20 protein-coding genes are annotated in these 18,118 nt (G+C 68.2%); 5 read left to right on the forward strand and 15 right to left on the reverse strand.

The window, feature by feature from the left end:
• Positions 1-139 precede the first annotated feature (139 nt).
• Positions 140-1,666: a cryptochrome/photolyase family protein gene (locus tag VI123_RS11660; protein WP_336338213.1), complete on the forward strand. Its 1,527-nt coding sequence runs from the start codon at positions 140-142 to the stop codon at positions 1,664-1,666.
• 17 nt (positions 1,667-1,683) lie between these two features.
• On the opposite strand, the gene VI123_RS11665 is transcribed toward VI123_RS11660, so the two are convergent.
• The 3 genes from VI123_RS11665 to VI123_RS11675 form a co-directional block, all read right to left on the reverse strand.
• A complete protein-coding gene (locus tag VI123_RS11665; RefSeq protein WP_336338214.1) occupies positions 1,684-3,435 on the reverse strand; it encodes an ABC1 kinase family protein in 1,752 nt (583 codons plus the stop codon).
• Positions 3,436-3,484: 49 nt separating this feature from the next.
• A complete protein-coding gene (locus VI123_RS11670) occupies positions 3,485-6,082 on the reverse strand; it encodes a heavy metal translocating P-type ATPase (RefSeq protein ID WP_336338275.1) in 2,598 nt (865 codons plus the stop codon).
• 129 nt (positions 6,083-6,211) lie between these two features.
• Complete coding sequence (locus tag VI123_RS11675; RefSeq protein ID WP_336338215.1) at positions 6,212-6,802, reverse strand: winged helix-turn-helix transcriptional regulator; 591 nt, start codon at positions 6,800-6,802, stop codon at positions 6,212-6,214.
• A gap of 150 nt (positions 6,803-6,952) precedes the next feature.
• Between VI123_RS11675 and VI123_RS11680 the strand changes: the two genes are divergently transcribed.
• The 3 genes from VI123_RS11680 to VI123_RS11690 are packed head-to-tail and all read left to right on the forward strand — an operon-like array spanning position 6,953 to position 9,785.
• Positions 6,953-8,023 (forward strand): metal ABC transporter substrate-binding protein, encoded by a 1,071-nt coding sequence (locus VI123_RS11680; RefSeq protein ID WP_336338216.1) that lies wholly within the window; start codon positions 6,953-6,955, stop codon positions 8,021-8,023.
• Positions 8,023-8,817, forward strand: a complete 795-nt coding sequence (locus tag VI123_RS11685; RefSeq protein WP_336338217.1) for a metal ABC transporter ATP-binding protein — start codon at positions 8,023-8,025, stop codon at positions 8,815-8,817. The genes VI123_RS11680 and VI123_RS11685 overlap by 1 nt, the downstream gene beginning before the upstream one ends.
• The gene (locus VI123_RS11690; protein ID WP_336338218.1) at positions 8,814-9,785 is read left to right on the forward strand and encodes a metal ABC transporter permease; all 972 of its coding nucleotides are present in this window, start codon (positions 8,814-8,816) and stop codon (positions 9,783-9,785) included. Before VI123_RS11685 ends, VI123_RS11690 begins: the two co-directional genes overlap by 4 nt.
• 296 nt (positions 9,786-10,081) lie before the next feature.
• Here VI123_RS11690 and VI123_RS11695 read toward each other — a convergent pair whose 3' ends face one another.
• From VI123_RS11695 to VI123_RS11745, 11 genes are all read right to left on the reverse strand, one after another.
• Positions 10,082-10,786 (reverse strand): TMEM165/GDT1 family protein, encoded by a 705-nt coding sequence (locus VI123_RS11695; RefSeq protein WP_336338219.1) that lies wholly within the window; start codon positions 10,784-10,786, stop codon positions 10,082-10,084.
• Entirely contained in the window at positions 10,783-11,475 is a 693-nt protein-coding gene (locus tag VI123_RS11700) for a metal-dependent transcriptional regulator (RefSeq protein WP_336338220.1), read from the reverse strand. Before VI123_RS11700 ends, VI123_RS11695 begins: the two co-directional genes overlap by 4 nt.
• 73 nt (positions 11,476-11,548) lie before the next feature.
• Positions 11,549-11,698 (reverse strand): hypothetical protein, encoded by a 150-nt coding sequence (locus VI123_RS11705; protein WP_336338221.1) that lies wholly within the window; start codon positions 11,696-11,698, stop codon positions 11,549-11,551.
• A 77-nt stretch (positions 11,699-11,775) separates the two neighbouring features.
• Positions 11,776-12,024: an MTH865 family protein gene (locus VI123_RS11710; protein WP_336338222.1), complete on the reverse strand. Its 249-nt coding sequence runs from the start codon at positions 12,022-12,024 to the stop codon at positions 11,776-11,778.
• Positions 12,025-12,165: 141 nt separating this feature from the next.
• Positions 12,166-12,336 carry a hypothetical protein gene (locus VI123_RS11715; RefSeq protein WP_336338223.1) on the reverse strand — a complete coding sequence of 57 codons (171 nt, stop codon included), beginning with the start codon at positions 12,334-12,336 and terminating at the stop codon, positions 12,166-12,168.
• 2 nt (positions 12,337-12,338) lie between these two features.
• Complete coding sequence (locus tag VI123_RS11720; protein ID WP_336338224.1) at positions 12,339-12,563, reverse strand: zinc ribbon domain-containing protein; 225 nt, start codon at positions 12,561-12,563, stop codon at positions 12,339-12,341.
• A 229-nt stretch (positions 12,564-12,792) separates the two neighbouring features.
• Complete coding sequence (locus tag VI123_RS11725) at positions 12,793-13,383, reverse strand: DJ-1/PfpI family protein (RefSeq protein WP_336338225.1); 591 nt, start codon at positions 13,381-13,383, stop codon at positions 12,793-12,795.
• 66 nt (positions 13,384-13,449) lie between these two features.
• Complete coding sequence (locus VI123_RS11730; RefSeq protein WP_336338226.1) at positions 13,450-14,244, reverse strand: HAD-IIA family hydrolase; 795 nt, start codon at positions 14,242-14,244, stop codon at positions 13,450-13,452.
• Between the two features lie 36 nt (positions 14,245-14,280).
• On the reverse strand, positions 14,281-15,666 hold the full coding sequence (locus VI123_RS11735) for an ATP-binding response regulator (protein WP_336338227.1): 1,386 nt from the start codon (positions 15,664-15,666) through the stop codon (positions 14,281-14,283).
• A gap of 70 nt (positions 15,667-15,736) precedes the next feature.
• Positions 15,737-16,411 (reverse strand): DUF2071 domain-containing protein, encoded by a 675-nt coding sequence (locus tag VI123_RS11740; protein WP_336338228.1) that lies wholly within the window; start codon positions 16,409-16,411, stop codon positions 15,737-15,739.
• 21 nt (positions 16,412-16,432) lie between these two features.
• Entirely contained in the window at positions 16,433-17,137 is a 705-nt protein-coding gene (locus VI123_RS11745) for a YqjF family protein (protein ID WP_336338229.1), read from the reverse strand.
• Between the two features lie 114 nt (positions 17,138-17,251).
• On the opposite strand from VI123_RS11745, the gene VI123_RS11750 reads away from it, so the two are divergent.
• Positions 17,252-17,752 (forward strand): macro domain-containing protein, encoded by a 501-nt coding sequence (locus VI123_RS11750; protein ID WP_336338230.1) that lies wholly within the window; start codon positions 17,252-17,254, stop codon positions 17,750-17,752.
• Positions 17,753-17,774: 22 nt separating this feature from the next.
• On the opposite strand, the gene VI123_RS11755 is transcribed toward VI123_RS11750, so the two are convergent.
• Positions 17,775-18,050: a hypothetical protein gene (locus tag VI123_RS11755; RefSeq protein WP_336338231.1), complete on the reverse strand. Its 276-nt coding sequence runs from the start codon at positions 18,048-18,050 to the stop codon at positions 17,775-17,777.
• Positions 18,051-18,118 lie beyond the last annotated feature (68 nt).

Genomic DNA, 18,118 nt, shown 5'->3' on the forward strand with positions numbered 1-18,118 from the left:
GCGGGTCGTTTCTGTCGCTTGTCGAGGAACAATAACCGGGGATACGAGGCCGTGTGGTGACGGGATACCGACACAGTTCGGACGGGGATTGATGCGGGCGCGGGCCCTCGATACACCCGATGGGAGTGTCCGTTCACAGATGACTGTCTGGCTCCGCGGCGACCATCTCGTCCGGCGCTCCGGCCCCGTCGCTCGGCGACCTGACGAACCGGTGCTCCTGCTAGAGGCGTCGTCGTTCGCTCGCAAACTGCCCTACCACCCGCACAAGCTGGTCCTGCTGTTCAGCGCGATGCGGCACTTCCGCGACGACCTCCGGGCCGACGGCCGGACGGTCCGGTACCGTCGAGCGGAGACCTTCGAGGACGGGCTGGCGGAACACTTCGATGGGAATCCGGGCGACACGCTCGTGACCCACCGGCCCCAGACCGAGTCCGCGCAGGCCCGACTAGAATCGCTGGTGGCCGACGCCGGCGGCACAATCGAGTTCGTCCCAGACGAGCGGTTCCGCTGTTCCCCCGCCCAGTTCGACGAGTGGGCCGGGGACGGGCGCTACCGCCACGAGGACTTCTACCGGTTCATGCGCCGGGAGACTGGCTACCTGATGGCGGACGGCGACCCCGTCGGCGGCGAGTGGAACTACGACGACCAGAACCGGGAGACGCCGCCCGAGGGCTGGACGCCGCCGGACCCCCCGCGGTTCGAGCCCGACGACGTGACCCGGAACGTCGTCGAGTGGGTCGAAACGACCTTCGAGGGGAGTTACGACGAGCGGCCCTACGGCGGCGACTGGGCCGACCCCGAGCCGTTCCGCTGGCCGGTCACCCGCCGGCAGGCCGTTCGGGCGCTGGACCACTTCGTAACGCACCGGCTCCCCGCGTTCGGGCCGTACCAGGACGCGATGCTCGACGCCGAGTGGGCGATGAGCCACAGCCTGCTCTCCACGTCGCTCAACCTCGGACTCCTGGGTCCCGACGAGGTCGTCGAGCGCGCTATCGCGGCCTACGAGGACGGCGACGCGCCGCTCAACAGCGTCGAGGGGTTCGTCCGGCAGGTGCTGGGCTGGCGCGAGTTCCTCCGGCACGTCTACCGCCGGGAGATGCCCGGCCTGGCGACGGCGAACCAGCTCGGCGCGAGCGAGGACCTCCCCGCGTTCTACTGGGACGGCGACACCGACATGGCCTGTCTCTCGGACGTGATTGACGGCGTCCGGAAGCGGGGGTACTCCCACCACATCGAGCGGCTGATGCTCCTCGCCAACTTCGGGCTGGTCTACGGCGTCGAGCCGGCCCAGCTCAACCGGTGGTTCCACGCCGGCTACGTCGACGCCTTCCACTGGGTGACGACCCCCAACGTCGTCGAGATGGGGCTGTACGGCGCGGGCGTGTTCGCCACCAAGCCCTACGCCTCGTCGGCGAACTACGTCGACAGGATGAGCGACTACTGCTCGGCCTGTCCCTACTACAAGACCAAGACGACCGGCGACGGGGCCTGTCCGTTCAACGCGCTGTACTGGGACTTCCTGGACCGCAACGAGGAGACACTTCGGTCGAACCACCGGATGGGGCTGATGTACAGCCACGTCGACGACAAGAGCGACGCGGAACTGGCGGCCATCCGCGACCGGGCCGACGAAATCCGGGAGCTGGCGGCCGCCGGCGAGCTCTGAGCGGTGGCGACGCCCGGCTACTCGTCTTCCGTGGAGTCGACCGCCCGCCGCTGTTGCATCTCGTGGCGGGTGAACTGCGGGGTCGACAGCGCCGGCCCGCTGCGCTTCCGGAACGACCACGCGAGCACCCCGAGTACCGCCGCGCTCACGCCAAGCGCGAGCCCGGCGAGCCGGAGCCCGCTCACGGTGTAGAGGTAGGCGCTCACCGGCACCCCGGCGCTGGCGACGATACCGAGCAGGAGCCGCTTGGCGAGTGCCCGCCCCAGTCCGTTTGAGTCTTTCAGAACGGTCTCGACGAGCAGCGCCTCGCGTTCGGCCCTGTCGAGTACGTCCTCGAGCGTCGGTGGCGTCCGCACCGCCGACCGGGTCGACGCCGTCAGCGTCTCCCGCACTTCCGCGGTCAGACGGTCCCGGATGTCGTCCCCAGCGCCCCGTTGTCTGACGTACTCGGAGATTATCTCGATGAAGTCGAACTCGGGGTCGAGCGTCCGGCAGACGCCTTCCAGGACCGTCGTCACGCGAACCACGAGCGCCAGGTCCTGTGGCAGTCGCATCGGGAACTCGTACAGCTGCGTCTCGAACTGGCCGACCAGTTGCTCGATGCGGTACTCGCTGATGTCCTCGCCGCGGAACTGCTCGATGACGATGTCGAAGGCCTCTCGCATCACGTCGCGGTCGGCCGTCGGGTCCAGCGCGCCCATCGCCACGAAGGCGTCCATCACGCGGTCAACGTCGTCGGACGCCAGGCCGACGTAGAAGTCAAGTAGCTGGTCTTGCGTCCCGGGCCCGAGATAGCCGGTCATTCCGAAGTCGTAGAAGACGAGCGTCCCGTCCTCTTGGACGGCGAGGTTCCCGGGATGAGGGTCGGCGTGGAAGAGCCCGTCCTCGACTATCATCTGGATGTACACCTCTTCGAGCCGGCGGACGAGCGCGGGGCGGTCGACGCCGAGTTCGTCCAGGCGCTCCACGTCGTCTATCTTCACGCCGTCGACGTAGGTCATCGTCAGCACGCGGTCCGTCGAGTGGCTCTCGACGACGTTCGGGATGGCGACGTCGTCCGCGTCCGCGAAGTTGTCGCCGATTTCCCGGAGCATCCGCGCCTCGTGGCCGTAGTCCATCTCCCGGCGCACCGTCGCCGCGAACTCCTCGGTGAGGTTCTCCAGCGTGAACGCCTGCCCGGGGTCCGCGCCGTAGGTGAGGACCGGCAGCAGCGTCGACAGCACGCGCAGGTCGGACTCGACGCGCGTTCTGATGGCTGGTCGGAGCACCTTCACGGCGACCCGCTGGCCGTCGACGCGCGCCTCGTACACCTGCCCGAGCGAGGCCCCGGAGATGGCCGTCGTGTCGAACGCTTCGAACAGCGTGTCGACATCCCCGCCCAGTTCCCGCTCGATGACGGGCTCGATGGTCGCCCACGGGTCCGGCGGGACGTTGTCCTGTAGCTCCGAGAGCACGTCGACGTACGCCCGCGGCAGGGCGTCGGGCCGGGTCGACAGCATCTGCCCGAGCTTGATGAACGCCGGCCCGAGGTCGACGAACGTGTCCTTCAGGTAGCGAGCGCGCCGCAGCCGTGTTTCGGGGGTCACTGACCGGGACTGACCGAAGATGAGGAACCGCTTGCGGTCCCGGCCCCACTGCCAGAGCAGCGGGACGAACTGCCAGACGATGACGAGCGCCCGCCAGAGCGCCCGGAGCCGGACGCCGATACCGCCCGGCCGTGACACTGTCTCCCCCGTCGGCTCGCCGGCGACGCGCTCCTCGGCAGTCACTGTTCGAACGTGCGTCCCGGCGACAGATGAGTCTGCTGGAGACGGTCGCTCACTGCCGCAGGAATCCGAGCAGTCGGTACTCCGAATCCGGCGTGTACCGGCGGAACGCGAGGCTGTTCGCGAGCACCGACACGGACGAGGCGGCCATCGCGGCGGCGGCCAGCACCGGCTGGAGGAGCCCCAGCGAGGCCAGCGGAATCATCACCGTATTGTACCCCAGCGCCCAGAAGAGGTTCTGCTTTATCTTCCGGAGCGTCGCCTCGGAAATCCGGATGGCCTTCACCACGTCGGCGGGGTCGTCCCGGAGCAAGGTCACGTCGCCGGCCTCGATTGCCACGTCGGTGCCCGAGCCGATGGCACAGCCGACGCTCGCGGCCGCCAGCGCCGGGGCGTCGTTGACACCGTCGCCGACCATCATCGCCTGGTCGCCGTCGCTCTGGAGGTCGTCGACGGCGTCGGCCTTGTCCTCGGGGAGCACGTCGGCCATCACGTTGTCGGGGTCGATGCCGACCTCCTCGGCGACGGCGCGGGCGGTCCGCTCGTTGTCGCCGGTGATGAGCCAGACGCCCAGCCCGCGGTCGCGCAGACCGCTAACCGCCGCCGCCGCGGACTCCTTGACCGTGTCGGCGTCGGCGACGATGCCGACGAGGCGGTAGTCCGGGTCGTCCGTCGCGTCCTCGGCCAGCGCGACCAGCATCGCCGTCTTGCCCTCGCGTTCCAGCGCGTCCATCCGCTCTTCCGCCGGCGCGGTGTCGACGCCGGCCTCGGACAGCAGTTTCCGGTTGCCGACGAGGACCCGGCCGTGGCTCGTGGTCGCTTTCACGCCCTGGCCGGGGACGTTCTCGAACGCGTCGGGGTCCTCGACCTCGATGCCGCGGTCGCGCGCGCCCTCGACGATGGCTTCGGCCAGCGGGTGTTCGCTGGCGCGTTCGGCGCTGGCGGCGACTTCGAGGACGAACGCCTCGGTCAGTTCGGTCTCCGGTTCGAGCGTCCCCCCGTCGGCGGCCGGGGCGACGACCTCCACGTCGGTGAGTTCCATCTCGCCTTCCGTCAGCGTCCCCGTCTTGTCGAAGACGACGGTGTCGACCTCGCGGACGCGTTCGAGCACGTCGCCGCCCTTGAACAGGACGCCGTTGCGCGCGCCGATGGCGGTCCCGACCATCGTCGCGGCGGGCGTCGCCAGCCCCAGGGCGCAGGGGCAGGCAATCAGGACGGCGGAGGCGAACACGACGACGGCGAACTCGGCGACGCCGACGCCGGCCGGGCCGCCCGCGGCCAGCCCCCACAGCGGGAGCGCGTCGACGACGGCGGCCAGCGTCTCCGGCGCGACCGCCCACAGCACCGCCCAGAGGACGGCGTTGCCGATGACCGCCGGGACGAAGTACGCCGAGATGCGGTCGGCGACGTTCTGGATGTCCGGCTGGCGGGACTGGGCCTGTCGGACCCGCTCGGCTATCTGCTGGATGGCCGTCTCGGAGCCGACCTTCGTCGCCTCGATTTCGAGGACGCCGTTCTGGTTCACCGTCGAGCCGATGACCTCGTCGCCCTCGCCTTTCTCGACCGGGACGGACTCGCCGGTCACCATCGACTCGTCGACCGCCGAGTCGCCGTCGACGACGACGCCGTCGGTCGGCACCTTCTCGCCGGGCCGGACCTTCAGCCGGTCGCCGACCTCGACTTCGTCGATGGGGATGTCCGCCTCGCTGCCGTCCTCGTGGACGACCGTCGCCGTGTCGGCCTCCATCTCCAGCAACTGCTGGATTGCGGCCCCGGCCTGGCTCTTCGAGCGGGCTTCGAGGTAGTTCCCGAGCGTGATGAAGACGAGAATCAGCGCGGCCGTATCGAAGTACAGCCCCGTGCTCGCTATCAGCCCGGCCAGCGCGGCCACGGAGTAGACGTACGCCGTCGAGGACCCCAGCGCGATGAGCACGTCCATGTTGGCGCGACCGTTGTTGACCAGCGCCTTGTAGGAGTTCTCGTAGAAGGGCTTGCCCAGCAGCACCTGGACCGGCGTCGCCAGCGCGAAGGCGACCCAGCCCTGTGGCACCCCCAGAATCGTCTCGCCGACGAGACCGAGCGCGAACAGGTGGTCCGCCATGAACAGCAAGAGCGGGGCCGACAACACCGCGCCGAACAGCGTGAGCCGGAGCTGTCGTCGCGTCTCCTCGTCACGGGCAGCCGCACGGCGGTCGGCGTCGGATTGCTCGCCGTCGTCGTCCCCGCCGTCGTCCCGGACGGGCGTGTAGCCGGCGGACTCGATTGCGTCGTAGAGGTCCGAGCGCGACACGTCCGCCGGGTTGTACGTGACCTGGGCCTCGTCGGTCGCGTAGTTCACGTCGGCCTCGATGACGCCCGCGGTCCCCTCCAGCGCCTCTTCGTTGGTGTCTGCGCAGTTCGCACACGACATGTCGGTGATGCCGACCGTCGCCGTCTCCGTCGCCACGTCGTAGCCGGCGTCCCGGACGGCGGCGACGATGTCGGCCAGCGATACCACGTCGGGGTCGTACTCGACGCTCCCCCCGTCGGTGGCGTAGTTCGCGTCGACGGACGCGACCCCGTCGAGCCCGCCCACCGACTCCTCGATAGTGCTCGCGCAGTTGGCACAGCTCATTCCCGTCAGTTCGAGCCGGGTGGTCCGGTTGCTCATCTTGTAGTACTGTACGCCCTCCCCGTTCATGCGGTTTGCCCCTTCGATTCGAAGGTCAAACCGCGGCGGTCAGTTCGGATGCAAACTCAAAACGGCGCTGACGCCACAATCCAAAGCGACGCTGCCAGTTCAGGCCCCGTCTTTCAGCGACTCGTAGTGGTCGACGAACCGCTCGGCACAGGAGCCACAGCAGAAGTAGTACCGCTCCCCGTCGAGCGTGCGCTGTTCGCCCTCTGCGTCGACGGTGTTGCCACACTCCGCGCAGTCGGGGGCGAACTCCGCCGCGCCCAGCCCGGCGGTCCACTCGCTGTCCGCGACCAGTCGGACCTCGTAGCCGTCCACGGCCGTCAGGTCGACGTGGTCCGCGAGCAGTTCGCTGGCGTCGGTCTGGGGGACGGTCGCCACCAGGACCACGCGGCCGCCGGCGGTCCGGTAGACCCGCTCGACGCTGTCGGCGTCGCCGACCGACGACGCGATGTCGGCGGCCCGGCCCGGCTTCGCGTCGATTTCTATCAGGACCGGCACGCCGGCCCGCAGCAGCGAGCGGTCGACGTCGACGGTGAACCCGCGTATCAACCCCATCTCGGCGAGTCGGTCGACGCGGTCGGAGACCGCGGGGGGAGAGAGGTCCACTCTGTCCGCGATGTCGCTGTAGGGCCGCCTGGCGTCTTCGAGCAGGAGCCGGAGAATCTCGTGGTCCGTGTCGTCGAGTCCGGGCATATCGGACCAACTTCCAGCGCCGGCTTATGCGTTGTGTCCGTCCGCACCTGGCCCGGCGGACGTATCTGCGACGAGGGGTGGCGTATTAGGCCTATCTAATCTTGAAGTTAGATACTAACTATTATATTCTTCTGCGATAGCTATTCGCATATGATGGCTATCGAACCCCCCAACGACCATTCGCGGAAACTCAGCCGCAGGCAGGTCCTCGGTGCCGGAGCGGGCGCTCTCGCGTCCGGACTCGCCGGCTGTCTGACGGGCGGCGGTGCCGAAGCCGCGGCGGACGACGGTGCGGACGGCCCGGTCGCGGTGGCGTCGTTTTTCAGCTTCTACGACTTCGCCCGCGAAATCGCCCGCAACACGCCGATTACGGTCGAGAACCTGGTCCCGACCGGGCTCCACGGCCACGGCTGGGAGCCCGACGCCAGCATCACGCGGGACATCATCGACGCGGACGCGTTCATCCACGTCGGCCCGGACTTCCAGCCGTGGGCGGACCGCGCGATTCAGACGCTCGAAGACGACGACGTTGACACCGCACGCATCAACGTCCGCGAGGGCATCGAACTCGAATCGCTCGCGGCGAGCCTCGACCGCGACGAAGAGGGAGTCGGCCAGGACAGGGGCAAGGACCCGCACTTCTGGCTGGACCCGCGACGTGCGAAGCAGGCGGTCGACAACATCGCCGAAGGACTGGTCGCGCTCGCACCGGCCGCCGAGGCGACGCTCCGGGACAACGCAGAGACGTACAAAGCGGACGTTCTCGACCGCATCGACGCGGACTACGCCGACATCTTCGACCGGGCCGACCGGAACGTGGTCCAGCTCGCGGCCCACAACGCCTTCCAGTACATCGGGACCCGGTACGGCGTCGAGATGCGCCCGCTCGTGGTCAACCTCGCGGCCAGTGGCGACGTGAAACCCTCCGACATCACCGCGGCGAAGGCGGTCATCGAGGAGAACGACATCCGGTACATCGGGGCCGGCGTCTTCGAGACCCGCAAGCCAGCGCGGCAGTTGCTCGCCGAGACGGCTGTCGAGGCCTACTACCCGGTGACGCCCTACGCCGGCGTCCGCGAGGACTGGGTGGCAAACGACTGGGGCTACGAGGAAATCGCCGACCGCATAAACATGCCGACGTTCGAGGTCGTCCTGGGCAACACGGCACCCGAAGACGCGGGCCCCGACGGCTGGAACGAGACCTGGCGGAACTTCGAGTGATGGTGCCCAGACGCTCTCCCCGTGACGGCAGCGAAGCGGCGACCGGCTCCGACGGGCCACCCGTCGTCGAACTCTCGGACGTGTCGTTCGGCTACACGTCCACGCCGGTCGTCGAGGACATCAGCCTCAGCATCGACGCCGGCGAGTACGTCGCCGTGGTCGGCCCGAACGGCTCGGGCAAGTCGACGCTCATGCAACTGGTGCTCGGCCTGCTGGAACCGGACGCGGGCACCGCGGAGCTGTTCGGCGTCGACGCGACGGCCTTCGACGACGGGGCCAGAGTCGGATACGTCGCCCAGCGCGCCGGGACGAGCCGGGAGATGCCGATAACGGTCCGCGAGGTGGTGAAGATGGGCCGGTTCCCCCACGTCGGGTTCGGCTGGCTCTCGGCGGCCGACTGGCGCATCGTCGACGGGGCCATCGACACGGTCGGGATGACGGCCTTCGCCGACAGGCGGATTACCCAGCTCTCCGGCGGCCAGCGCCAGCGGGCGTTCATCGCCCGGGCGCTTGCGGGCGAGGCCGACCTGCTCGTCCTCGACGAGCCGACCGTCGGCGTCGACACCGAGTCGGTCGACGCCTTCTACGACCTGCTCGACGCGCTGCACGCCGACGGCATCACCGTCCTGCTCATCGAACACGACCTGCAGGCCGTCACCGAACACGCCGAGCGGGTCGTCTGCCTGAACCGGGAGGTCTACTTCGACGGCCCCTCGGCGGAGTTCACCGACAGCGCGGCGCTGGCCAGGGCATTCGGGACGGGCACGCGGTCGCTGGCCGGGGGCGGCCGATGATGCTCGCGCTCGCTGCCGGCGTTCACGAGGTGTTTCTCCCGGTCCTCGACGCCTGGTACTGGGCCATGACGCGGCTCTACTACCTGACCGGCCTGGAACTCATCAGCCCCGAGTACACCTTCATGTACCGGGCGATACTGGTCGGTCTCTGTGTCGGCGTCATCGCGCCGCTCATCGGGACCTTCCTCGTCCACCGCCAACTGGCGCTCATCGGGGACGCGCTGGCGCACACGGCCTTCGCCGGGGTCGCCGTCGGACTGTTCCTGAACGGCGTCCTCGAACTGGGCGTCTCGCCGTACCTCACCGCCGTTGTCGTGGCCGTCCTCGCGGCCCTGCTCATCGAACTCATCTCCGAAGCGACCGACGCCTACAACGACGTGTCGATGGCCATCGTCCTCTCGACTGGGTTCGCGCTGGGGACGGTCCTCATCAGCCTCAACGCCGGTGGGCTGGCCGTCGGCATCAACCAGTACCTCTTCGGGAACCTCTCGACAGTCTCGGCCGAGAACGCGGTCATCATGCTCGGGCTGTTCGCTGTCGTCGTCGGGACGGTCGCGCTCACCCGGAACCAGTTGCTGTACGTCACGTTCGACGAGACGGCCGCCGCCGTCTCCGGACTCCCGGTCGTCTGGTACAACCGGCTCATGGTGATGCTGACGGCGCTCGTCGTCGTCGGCGCGATGCAGATTATGGGCGTCATCCTCGTCGCGGCCATGCTGGTCGTCCCGGTCGCCGGCGCGACGCAGGTGTCCCGGAGCTTCTCGGAGTCGCTGCTGGTCTCGATTGTGCTGGCCGAACTGGCCGTGGTGCTCGGCATCGGGGTCTCGTACTACGCCGGTGCGACCGCCGGCGGCGTCATCGTTCTCGTCGCGGTGGGCATCTACGTCCTCGCGGTCCTCGCCGGGAAACTCCGGCCGCTGGCCGCCCCCGACGAGACGCGGGAACTCGACAGTATCGGTCGGGACTGAGCTACGACCGCGACCGGGGCCGATGGCCGCTAGAGGCCACGGTTGGTGACTGGACGCCGGCCGACGAGCGAGTCACCGGAACGCGGTCGACCGTGACTTGGAACTCCCGTGTCGCCGACCCAGTGTTCCTCAGCCGTACTCCGGCGAGTCGAGCGCTCCCCGTACTGAACGCTGCACAGCCCAAGAGTGCAACGAGCGTTCCCGCTGTGAGGGCGCTCCGTCTGGAGGGCATCACGCGGAACTGCTCCGCCGCTCTGCAAAAATGTTCTGTCGGTCGAGCCGGCGGAACCGCTCTCTCAGCCGGTCACCTGCGCCGCGATGGCCGACACCATCGTCTCCCACAGCGAGAACCCCATCGTCACGCTCAGGGCGAAGTCCGCGGCGAAAAACAGGAACAGCGCCGCGCCGACGAAGTGGGCGGTCCGCAGATTGAAGCGGTGGGCGAAGCGGTGGAAGAAGAGAGCGTTGGCGAGGCTCACCGGGATGATGGCGAGCATCTCGCCGGCCCAGATGGCGCTGGCGTGAGCGCTGTACTGGGCGGCGAGCGTGATGGTGATGAGCTGGGTCTTGTCGCCGAACTCGCCGAAGGCCATCATGGCGAAGATGGGCAGGAAGCCCCCGAGCTTGTTCGGGACCTGCCAGTCGAGGACGGGGACGCGGACGTCTAGCTGCCCGCCGTCGGTCGTGAAGCCGGACGCCGGCTCCTGCGTCGTGCCGGCCGCCGGCGCACTGCGGACCAGCAGGACCGCGAACAGCAGGAACATCCCGGCGGTGAGGCTTTCGAGGACGATACCGGGCAACACCGACGTGACCGCGGAGCCGAACCATATCTCCAGGGCCGTCCAGCCGGCGAAGGCCGTCCCCGCGGCGCTGACGACGAGAAACGGGTTGAACCGCGTCGACAGGCCGGCGATGATGAACTGGACCTTCTCGCCGGGCAGTACCGCCAACTGCGCGCCGGCCGCTATCGCCACGACGGTCAGCCACGTCGCGTCGCTCACGCCTGACTCACTCCGTCTTCGCGTTTCGCGTCCGGCTCGCGGACCTGTATCGCGTCGGCGATGTGGTCCGGCAGCGACACCGACGACCCGCTCTCTAGCTGGACGGTCAGCATCCCGATAGGGGCGACCTCCTCGACTGTCAACACGGTGCCCGGCGTGATGCCGGCGTCGGAGAGGTACGTGAGTTCGTCGGGGTCCCGGTCCCGGACCCGCGCGACTTCGAGCCGTCCGCCCTCCTCGTGTTCAGACAGCGCCGTCGCGGACTCGTCGCCGACTGGGTCGAGCGAGTCGCTGGGGATGGGGTCCCCGTGAGGGTCGAACTCGGGTTCGTCGAGGACCGCCGCGACCCGGCGCTCGAACTCCTCGCTGATGTGGTGTTCGAGCACCTCCGCCTCCTCGTGGACCTCCGCCCAGTCGTAGCCCAGCTGTTCGGTGAGAAACGTCTCGATGAGCCGGTGGTGGCGGATGATTTCCAGCGCCACCGTCTCGCCCTCCGGCGTCGTCGTCACGCCCTTGTACTTCTCGCGCTCGACCAGCCCGCGGTCGGCCAGTTTCTCGACCATACTGGTGACCGTCGGGGCCGTGACGTCCAGCGTCTCGGCGATAGTAGACGGGGGAATCGGCGGGTCGCCGTCCCGCTCCAGACAGTAGATGGCCTTCAGGTAGTCCTCCATCTTCGCACTCAACATACACGAAATTAGATGAGTCTAACTCAAAAGATTGATGGTCTGAACAAACTTTCGACGGACGGACCAAACGCGCTCACTCGTCGGCGGCGTAGGTCTCCCGCCGGTTCCGCGACAGGAGCCACAGGAACAGGTACCCGATAGCGCCCAGGACGAACAGCGTCGCGGGGATGAGAAACGGTCCGAACGTCCGAACGAGCGTCTCGACCGCCGGCAAACCGACCATACTTCGGATACGGAGGGTGCCCTGATAAAGTTCGAGGGTCCGGCCGGACTGCAACGCGAAAACAGCGTCGCGGGCCGTCAGATGAGGTCCTGCTCTTCGAGCGAGGCCATCACGTCGTCGACGAACTCGTCGACGCTGTCGTAGGGGAACTCCCCGTCGAGTTTCGTGTTCAGTTCCATCGCCGTCATCGAGAAGTCGCCGGATTCGAACTTCGTCGACGGCCCGCCGGGGAGCTCCGGGACGAGGTCCATCGGACTGGATATCGGGTAGTCCGCGCCCTCGAACGCCTCGACGAACTGTGAGCGAAGGTCTTCTTTGTCGACCATGGCCGGACGTAGTGCGAGAATTATGATAAAAGGTTCGACATCGGGACACTCTCTAGTCGTTTGGAGTTTATTCTGTGAGACCGACGCAAACGCCTCTCTCAGTCCGTTTTCTCGAACGGCCCGGCCGCCGGCTCCGGGGCGTCACCGGTTCCGTCGCTCGTCACCGGTATCCCGCCTGGCCAGCCGCTCGGCCGTCTCGCGGTCCGTCTCGACGCGCCGGTCGCGTTCGTTCCGGACCAGGATATAGAGGACCAGCGGCGCGACCAGCGCGAGCAACAGGACCACGACGAACAGTCCGCTCGCGGCAGGCATCGTCAGCCGAGGAAGATGTCCGCCAGGTCACTGCCCGCCGAGCCGGTGTCCCGGTACAGCTCGGAGTAGCCGCAGTTCGTGCACGTGACGACCTGGAACTGGTTGGTCTGGATGTCGAACATCTTCGAGAGGCCGCCGCCTGTGGTCGAGATGCTACCCACGTCGGTGCCGGTGTGGCCGCACTTCGGACAGCCGCGGTCGTCGTCTCGTGAGGTGTCGGAGGGCATTGCAGCCGGCGTTTCGTGCCCCTGCGTAACAAATCTGGTGCTACCCTGTGACGGCGCCCGTCGGAAAACGAGGCGGGAGAACTCGATGGTGCACTATGCCAGAACCCACCCGCCTCAACGGAGGAAAACGGGTGCACTATTTATTTGTTATGAATCGCTCAATCATCCGCGGCACAGTCGACGAGCGCACCCGGGGCCGACCGAGCGGCGACAGCCGGGCACGGGCCGGTCAGTCGTCGGCCGGAATCGGGTCGCCGTGGGACACGTCGTCCCCCAGCAGGGCCATGAACTGCGCGAGCCACTCGGGGTGGTCGGGCCAGGCCTGGCCGGTGACGAGGTTCCTATCGGTGACCACTTCGTCGACCCACGAACAGCCGGCGGCCTCACACTCGGCGCGACAGGCCGGATAGGAGGTCATCTCGTAGCCGTCCAGCACGTCGGCGGCGGCGAGAATCTGCGGGCCGTGACACAGCGCCGCGACGGGCTTGTCCGCCTCGAAGAAGTGCCGTACCGCGTCCAGCACCTCGTCGTAGGTCCGGAGATACTCGGGGGCGCGACCGCCGGGGACGACGAGCGCGTCGTAGTCGCTCGGAGTCACGTCTGCCATCGTCGCGTTCAGGACGAAGTCGTGGCCGCGGGACTCCATGTAGGTCTGGTCGCCCCGGAAGTCGTGAATCGCCGTCTTGACCGTCTCCTCGGCCGCCTTGTCGGGACACACCGCGTCGACCTCGTGTCCGACCATCTGCAGTGCCTGGAACGGCACCATTATCTCGTAGTCTTCGCCGAAGTCGCCGACAATCATGAGGATGTCTTTACCCATTGGAAACACCGAAAGACGGTACGCTCGCTATAGAAATAAATGCGCAGGTGAATTACCAGCTCGATGTCATTCGTCCAGCGACGCCAGCACGTCCTCGATGTCCGCCAGCGAGTCGACTACGTGGTCGGGCGTCACGGCGCTCCGTTCCAGCGCCCGCTCGCTGGACACGCCGGTCCGGACGAGGACCGTCGTCATGCCGTTGCGCTCGCCCATCGCGATGTCGGTCTCCAGCCGGTCGCCGACGACCAGACACTCCGACGGGGGACAGTCCAGTCGCTCCAGCGCCGCCTGGACGGCTATCTCCGAGGGCTTGCCGAGTATCCGGTCGGGTTCGCGCTCGATGACGCCGGCGACGGCGTTGATCACAGCCCCGGAGCCGGGGACCGGGTCGCCGTCCTCGCCGGGGAACGTCCGGTCCGGGTCGGTCCCGAGGAAGGCGGTCTCCTCGTCGACGGCCCGGAGCGCGTCGACCATGTCGCGGTAGTGGAAGCCGTCGGTCCAGGAGGCAAGCAACACGTCCGTCTCGGCGGGGTCTTCGACCAGTTGTGCGTTCGTTCCCTCGACCATCCGCCGGAGCGGGTCGCTCCCGATGACGAACACGTCGTCGCCCGCGTGGGTCCCGTCGAGGTACTCGCGGGCGACGACGCCGGAGGAACAGGCCTCGCCCTCACGGGCGTCGACGCCCAGTCCCCGCAGCCGCTCGACGTACTCGCTGCCGTCGTGGATGGGGTTGTTCGAGAAGAAGCAGAGCTTCAGCCCACGCGCTCTGAGGGCGTCGATTGCCGACGCCGCACCCGGCAACAGCGTGTCCCCGTGGTATACCGTTCCGTCCAGGTCGACGATGGCCCCCGAAACTGTCATTACCACCACTGGGGACCCGGCAGTGAAAAGTCCGTCTCAGTCGTACAGCTCCACGTCCGTCACTTCGAAGCGCGCCCCGCCGGCCTCGCTGTCGGTCAGGGACACGGTCCAGCCGTGGGCCTCGGCGACCTGCTCGACGATGGCCAGTCCGAACCCGGTCCCGTCCTCCGTCGAGGAGTACCCCATCTCGAACACGTCGCCGGCGTCGGGGTCGACGCCGGTCCCGTCGTCGGCGACGTAGAAGCCGTCGTGCGAGTCGAGCAGTCCGACCTCGATTTCGACCTCGCCGTCGTTGTGTTCGATGGCGTTCCGGAACAGGTTCGTCAGCAGGTCCTGTGCGCGCCCGCTGTCGGCCGCGAGTTCGGCGCTCGACGCGACCGACATCGACGACTGCTCGGCCTCTATCCAGGTCCAGGCGGTCGACGCCAGCGTCGAAAGCTCCGTCTCCTGTGGGTCGTTGACGGTTCGGCCCTGCCGCGCCAGCGCGAGCACGTCCTCGATGATGTTCCCCATCCGGTCCAGCGACCGGTCGATTTTGGCGACCAGGTCGGCCTCCTCGCTGTCGTCGGGCTCCGGGAGCAACTCGACCGCGCCTTGGGCGACGTTCAACGGGTTCCGGAGGTCGTGGGAGACGACGCTCGCGAACTCCTCCAGCCGCTCGTTCTGGCGCTCCAGTTGGCGCTGGCGCTCGACGCGCTCAGTGATGTCACGCGAGACCAACTGGAACGTATCGGCCTTGCGGTGGCTGTCGACGGGGATGTACTGGTTGTGGTAGTGTCGGCCGTCGACGGCGTCCTCCGACCGCGTCGCGGTCCCCCGCCGGACCGCGTTCTTCCCGGCTTCGAGGCGCTGGCCGGCCGCCTCGCTGTCCATCACGTCGCGCAGGTTCCGGCCGACGAGTTCGTCGGGGTCGGCACCGAGTCGACCGGCCATCGAGGGGTTTACCGAGAGGACGGTCCCGTCAATCGTCAGGTGGGCGATGCCGTCCGGCGAGTCCGCGACCAGCGACTCGAACTTCTTTCGGGTGCGCTCCTGCGAGACGACGTTCTCGATTCGGTTCGCCAGCCGGCCGTACTGCTTGTCCTCGACGACTTCGAGTTTCAGGAGGTAGTCGGCCACCCCCGCCGCGATGGCCGCGCTCGCCGTCTCCTCGTCCCCCCGGCCGGTCAGCAGAATGAACGGGATAGACGGATGCCGCTTCCGGATTTCCCCGAGCAGTTCCAGCCCGTCCATCTCGGGCATCTCGTAGTCGCTGACGACGCAGTCGAACCCCCCGCCGTCGAGCCGCTCCAGGGCTTCCGTGCCGCTGTTTGCCGCAACCGATTCGATGCCGTGCTGCTGGGTGAGCGTGTCGGCCGTCATCTCCGCGAAAAAGTCGCTATCGTCGACGACGAGCGTCCGGATATTACTTTTAGATATCATGTGGCCGGCGGGTTCCTTGTCCCTCAAACGGCCCGTCCGTACTTATATGTCCAGGGACCCGGGTCGGCCGTCAGCGCGGCACCGGCGGCGCAATCGAGACGCGGAGGCCGGGGCTGTGATGGACCAGCGGGGTCGACCCGCTGACCGGGATGTCGACCGCCGGAAACACCGACCCGGTCACGGTGGCGTCGACGCGGTCGAGCCGCCACGGGTCGTGCCCGATGCTGCCGACGAGGCGCGTCCCGAAGCGACCGGTCGTGAAGTACCGCTGTCGGTCGACGAGAAACGAGGCCAGCGAGTCCGGCGGTACCGCCACTGGCTCACCGTCGGCCGTGTACCGACATTCGAACAGCCGCCGGTCGCCGGCGTCGAGAACCCGACGACGGTCTGCCGTCGGGAGCGTCCGCGGGGTGGCCCCGCCCGCCGTGACGCGAAACAGTTCCGAGACCGCCGTGGAAATCCGCCTGTCGTCGCCGAACAGCGCCAGCACCCGGACCCCGCGCTGGCCGGTCGGCCCCCGAACGTAGGTCCGAACCGTGAGCAACTCCGCGGGGCCGGCCACCTCGATGCCGAACGTCTCGACGCGGTCGACGGTCGCCGCGACGGCCGACACCCAGGCGTCGCCGTCGGCCGTCTCGACGGTGAGCCAGTCGGGGACCGCCGGCTCGACCGCCGTCCTGGCGACCGGCCAGTGACAGAAACACACGTCGTCGAGCGTGACCTGCAGGGGACGGAGGGCGACCACACCGTCACTGGGGCCGACACGCTAATCAGTGTACTGGGCGGCCCCGTCGAGCCGGTGGAGCCGGCCCGCAGTCACCGGAATCTCGGCGCAGTAGTGGACCACCGGCTCGCCCTCGGGCCGGTCGAACCCCGACGCCGAAAACAGCCCGTTCGTCCGAATCTCGGCCCGTCCCGTCTGCAGCGGCCACGGCTCGTGGTCGATGTCGGCGTAGTACACCGTCCCGTCGTCGCTCGCGGCGTAGAAGCGGTACCGCTCCACCAGGAACGATTCGAGCGAGCCCGCGTCGGGCGTCGACGGCGGCCCCGTCGGCCCGTACGTGGCGTCGAAATCGGCCGGCGGTGCCCGCGCGCTCGTCCGGCGGCTCCGGAACCGGACGCCGTCGCCGTCGCTCCGGATTCGCATCGACGCCCGGTAGTAGGACAGCTGGAACAGCCGCCGGGCCAGGGCCACGCTGAGCCGGTCGTCGGCGTCGAGGTTGTAGAAGTACACCCCTGGCGTCCCGTCGGCGACCACGTACGTCCGGAGGTTCAGTTCGCCGAAGGACCGCCCGACTGGACTGCCCCGCGGCCTGATGTCGGCCATGCGGAACGGCACCACGCTGAGCCACGCCTGCCCGTCGTCCGTGTCGACGTCGAGCCCGTCCGGCAGCGTCGCCCGGACGACCTCGGGCTCGACCGGCCAGTGCATGAACCCCACGTCCCGCCACGTCATCGTCAGCAGGTCCATACCCGACGGTAGGGGCGGGACCGCTTTCTGCCTGGCGTGGGACAGCGTGACGGACTGCCACGCTCCGGTCACGTCGGCACTAAAACTTTGCCCGTTCCGCCCCCAGCATCGCGTATGGAGTTCGAGGTAATCCAGGGCGACATCGCTGTACAGTCGGCGGACGCACTGGTCAACGCCGCGAACACGAGCCTGCGGATGGGGTCGGGCGTCGCCGGGGCGCTCAAGCGCGCGGCCGGCTCCGGGCTGAACGACGAGGCCGTCGCCAAGGGGCCCGTCGACCTCGGGGGCGTCGCCACGACCGACGCCTACGCCCTCGACGCCGAGTACGTCATCCACGCCGCCGCGATGCCCCCCGGCGGCCAGTCGACCGCCGAGAGCATCCGGCGTGCGACTCAAAATGCGCTGGCGGAGGCGGACGCGCTGAACTGCGAGTCGCTGGTCCTCCCGGCGCTCGGGTGCGGCATCGCCGGGTTCGACTTCGAGGCGGGCGTCCGAATCATCTGCGACGTCATCGAGGAGTACCAGCCCGACTCCCTGACGGACGTGCGACTCGTCGCCTACTCCGACGACGACTTCCAGACGATGCGACGCGTCGCCGAAGCGCTGCGTGACTGAGCGCGAGTCGGGGCGTGCGTGGTCAGCGGTGGACGCGCCCGGCGCGCCACTCCCAGGCCAGTTCGAGCGTCCCCCAGAGCACGAGCCACAGCGCCGTGAACAGGAACACCATCGCCGTCGTCGAGAGGACATCCAGCGAGGCGACCGTCTCGACGATGGGCACGTAGAAGGCGACGCCGACGGTCAGCGCCAACCCGAGGCCGACGACGCTCGTCAGCCAGTGCTCCAGGCTGCTGACCGACTCACAGAGCGGTCGCTCGCCGCTGGGGTCGCCCAGGTTCGAGCGTTGCTTGTTCATTGGTACCATTCACCGTATCTAGTGGTCGAACGTCGACCGACATAAATGTACGTTCGGCTACCAGAATC

It is taken from the genome of Haloarcula sp. DT43, from assembly GCF_037078405.1.
Taxonomy (GTDB): Archaea; Halobacteriota; Halobacteria; order Halobacteriales; family Haloarculaceae; genus Haloarcula; species Haloarcula brevis.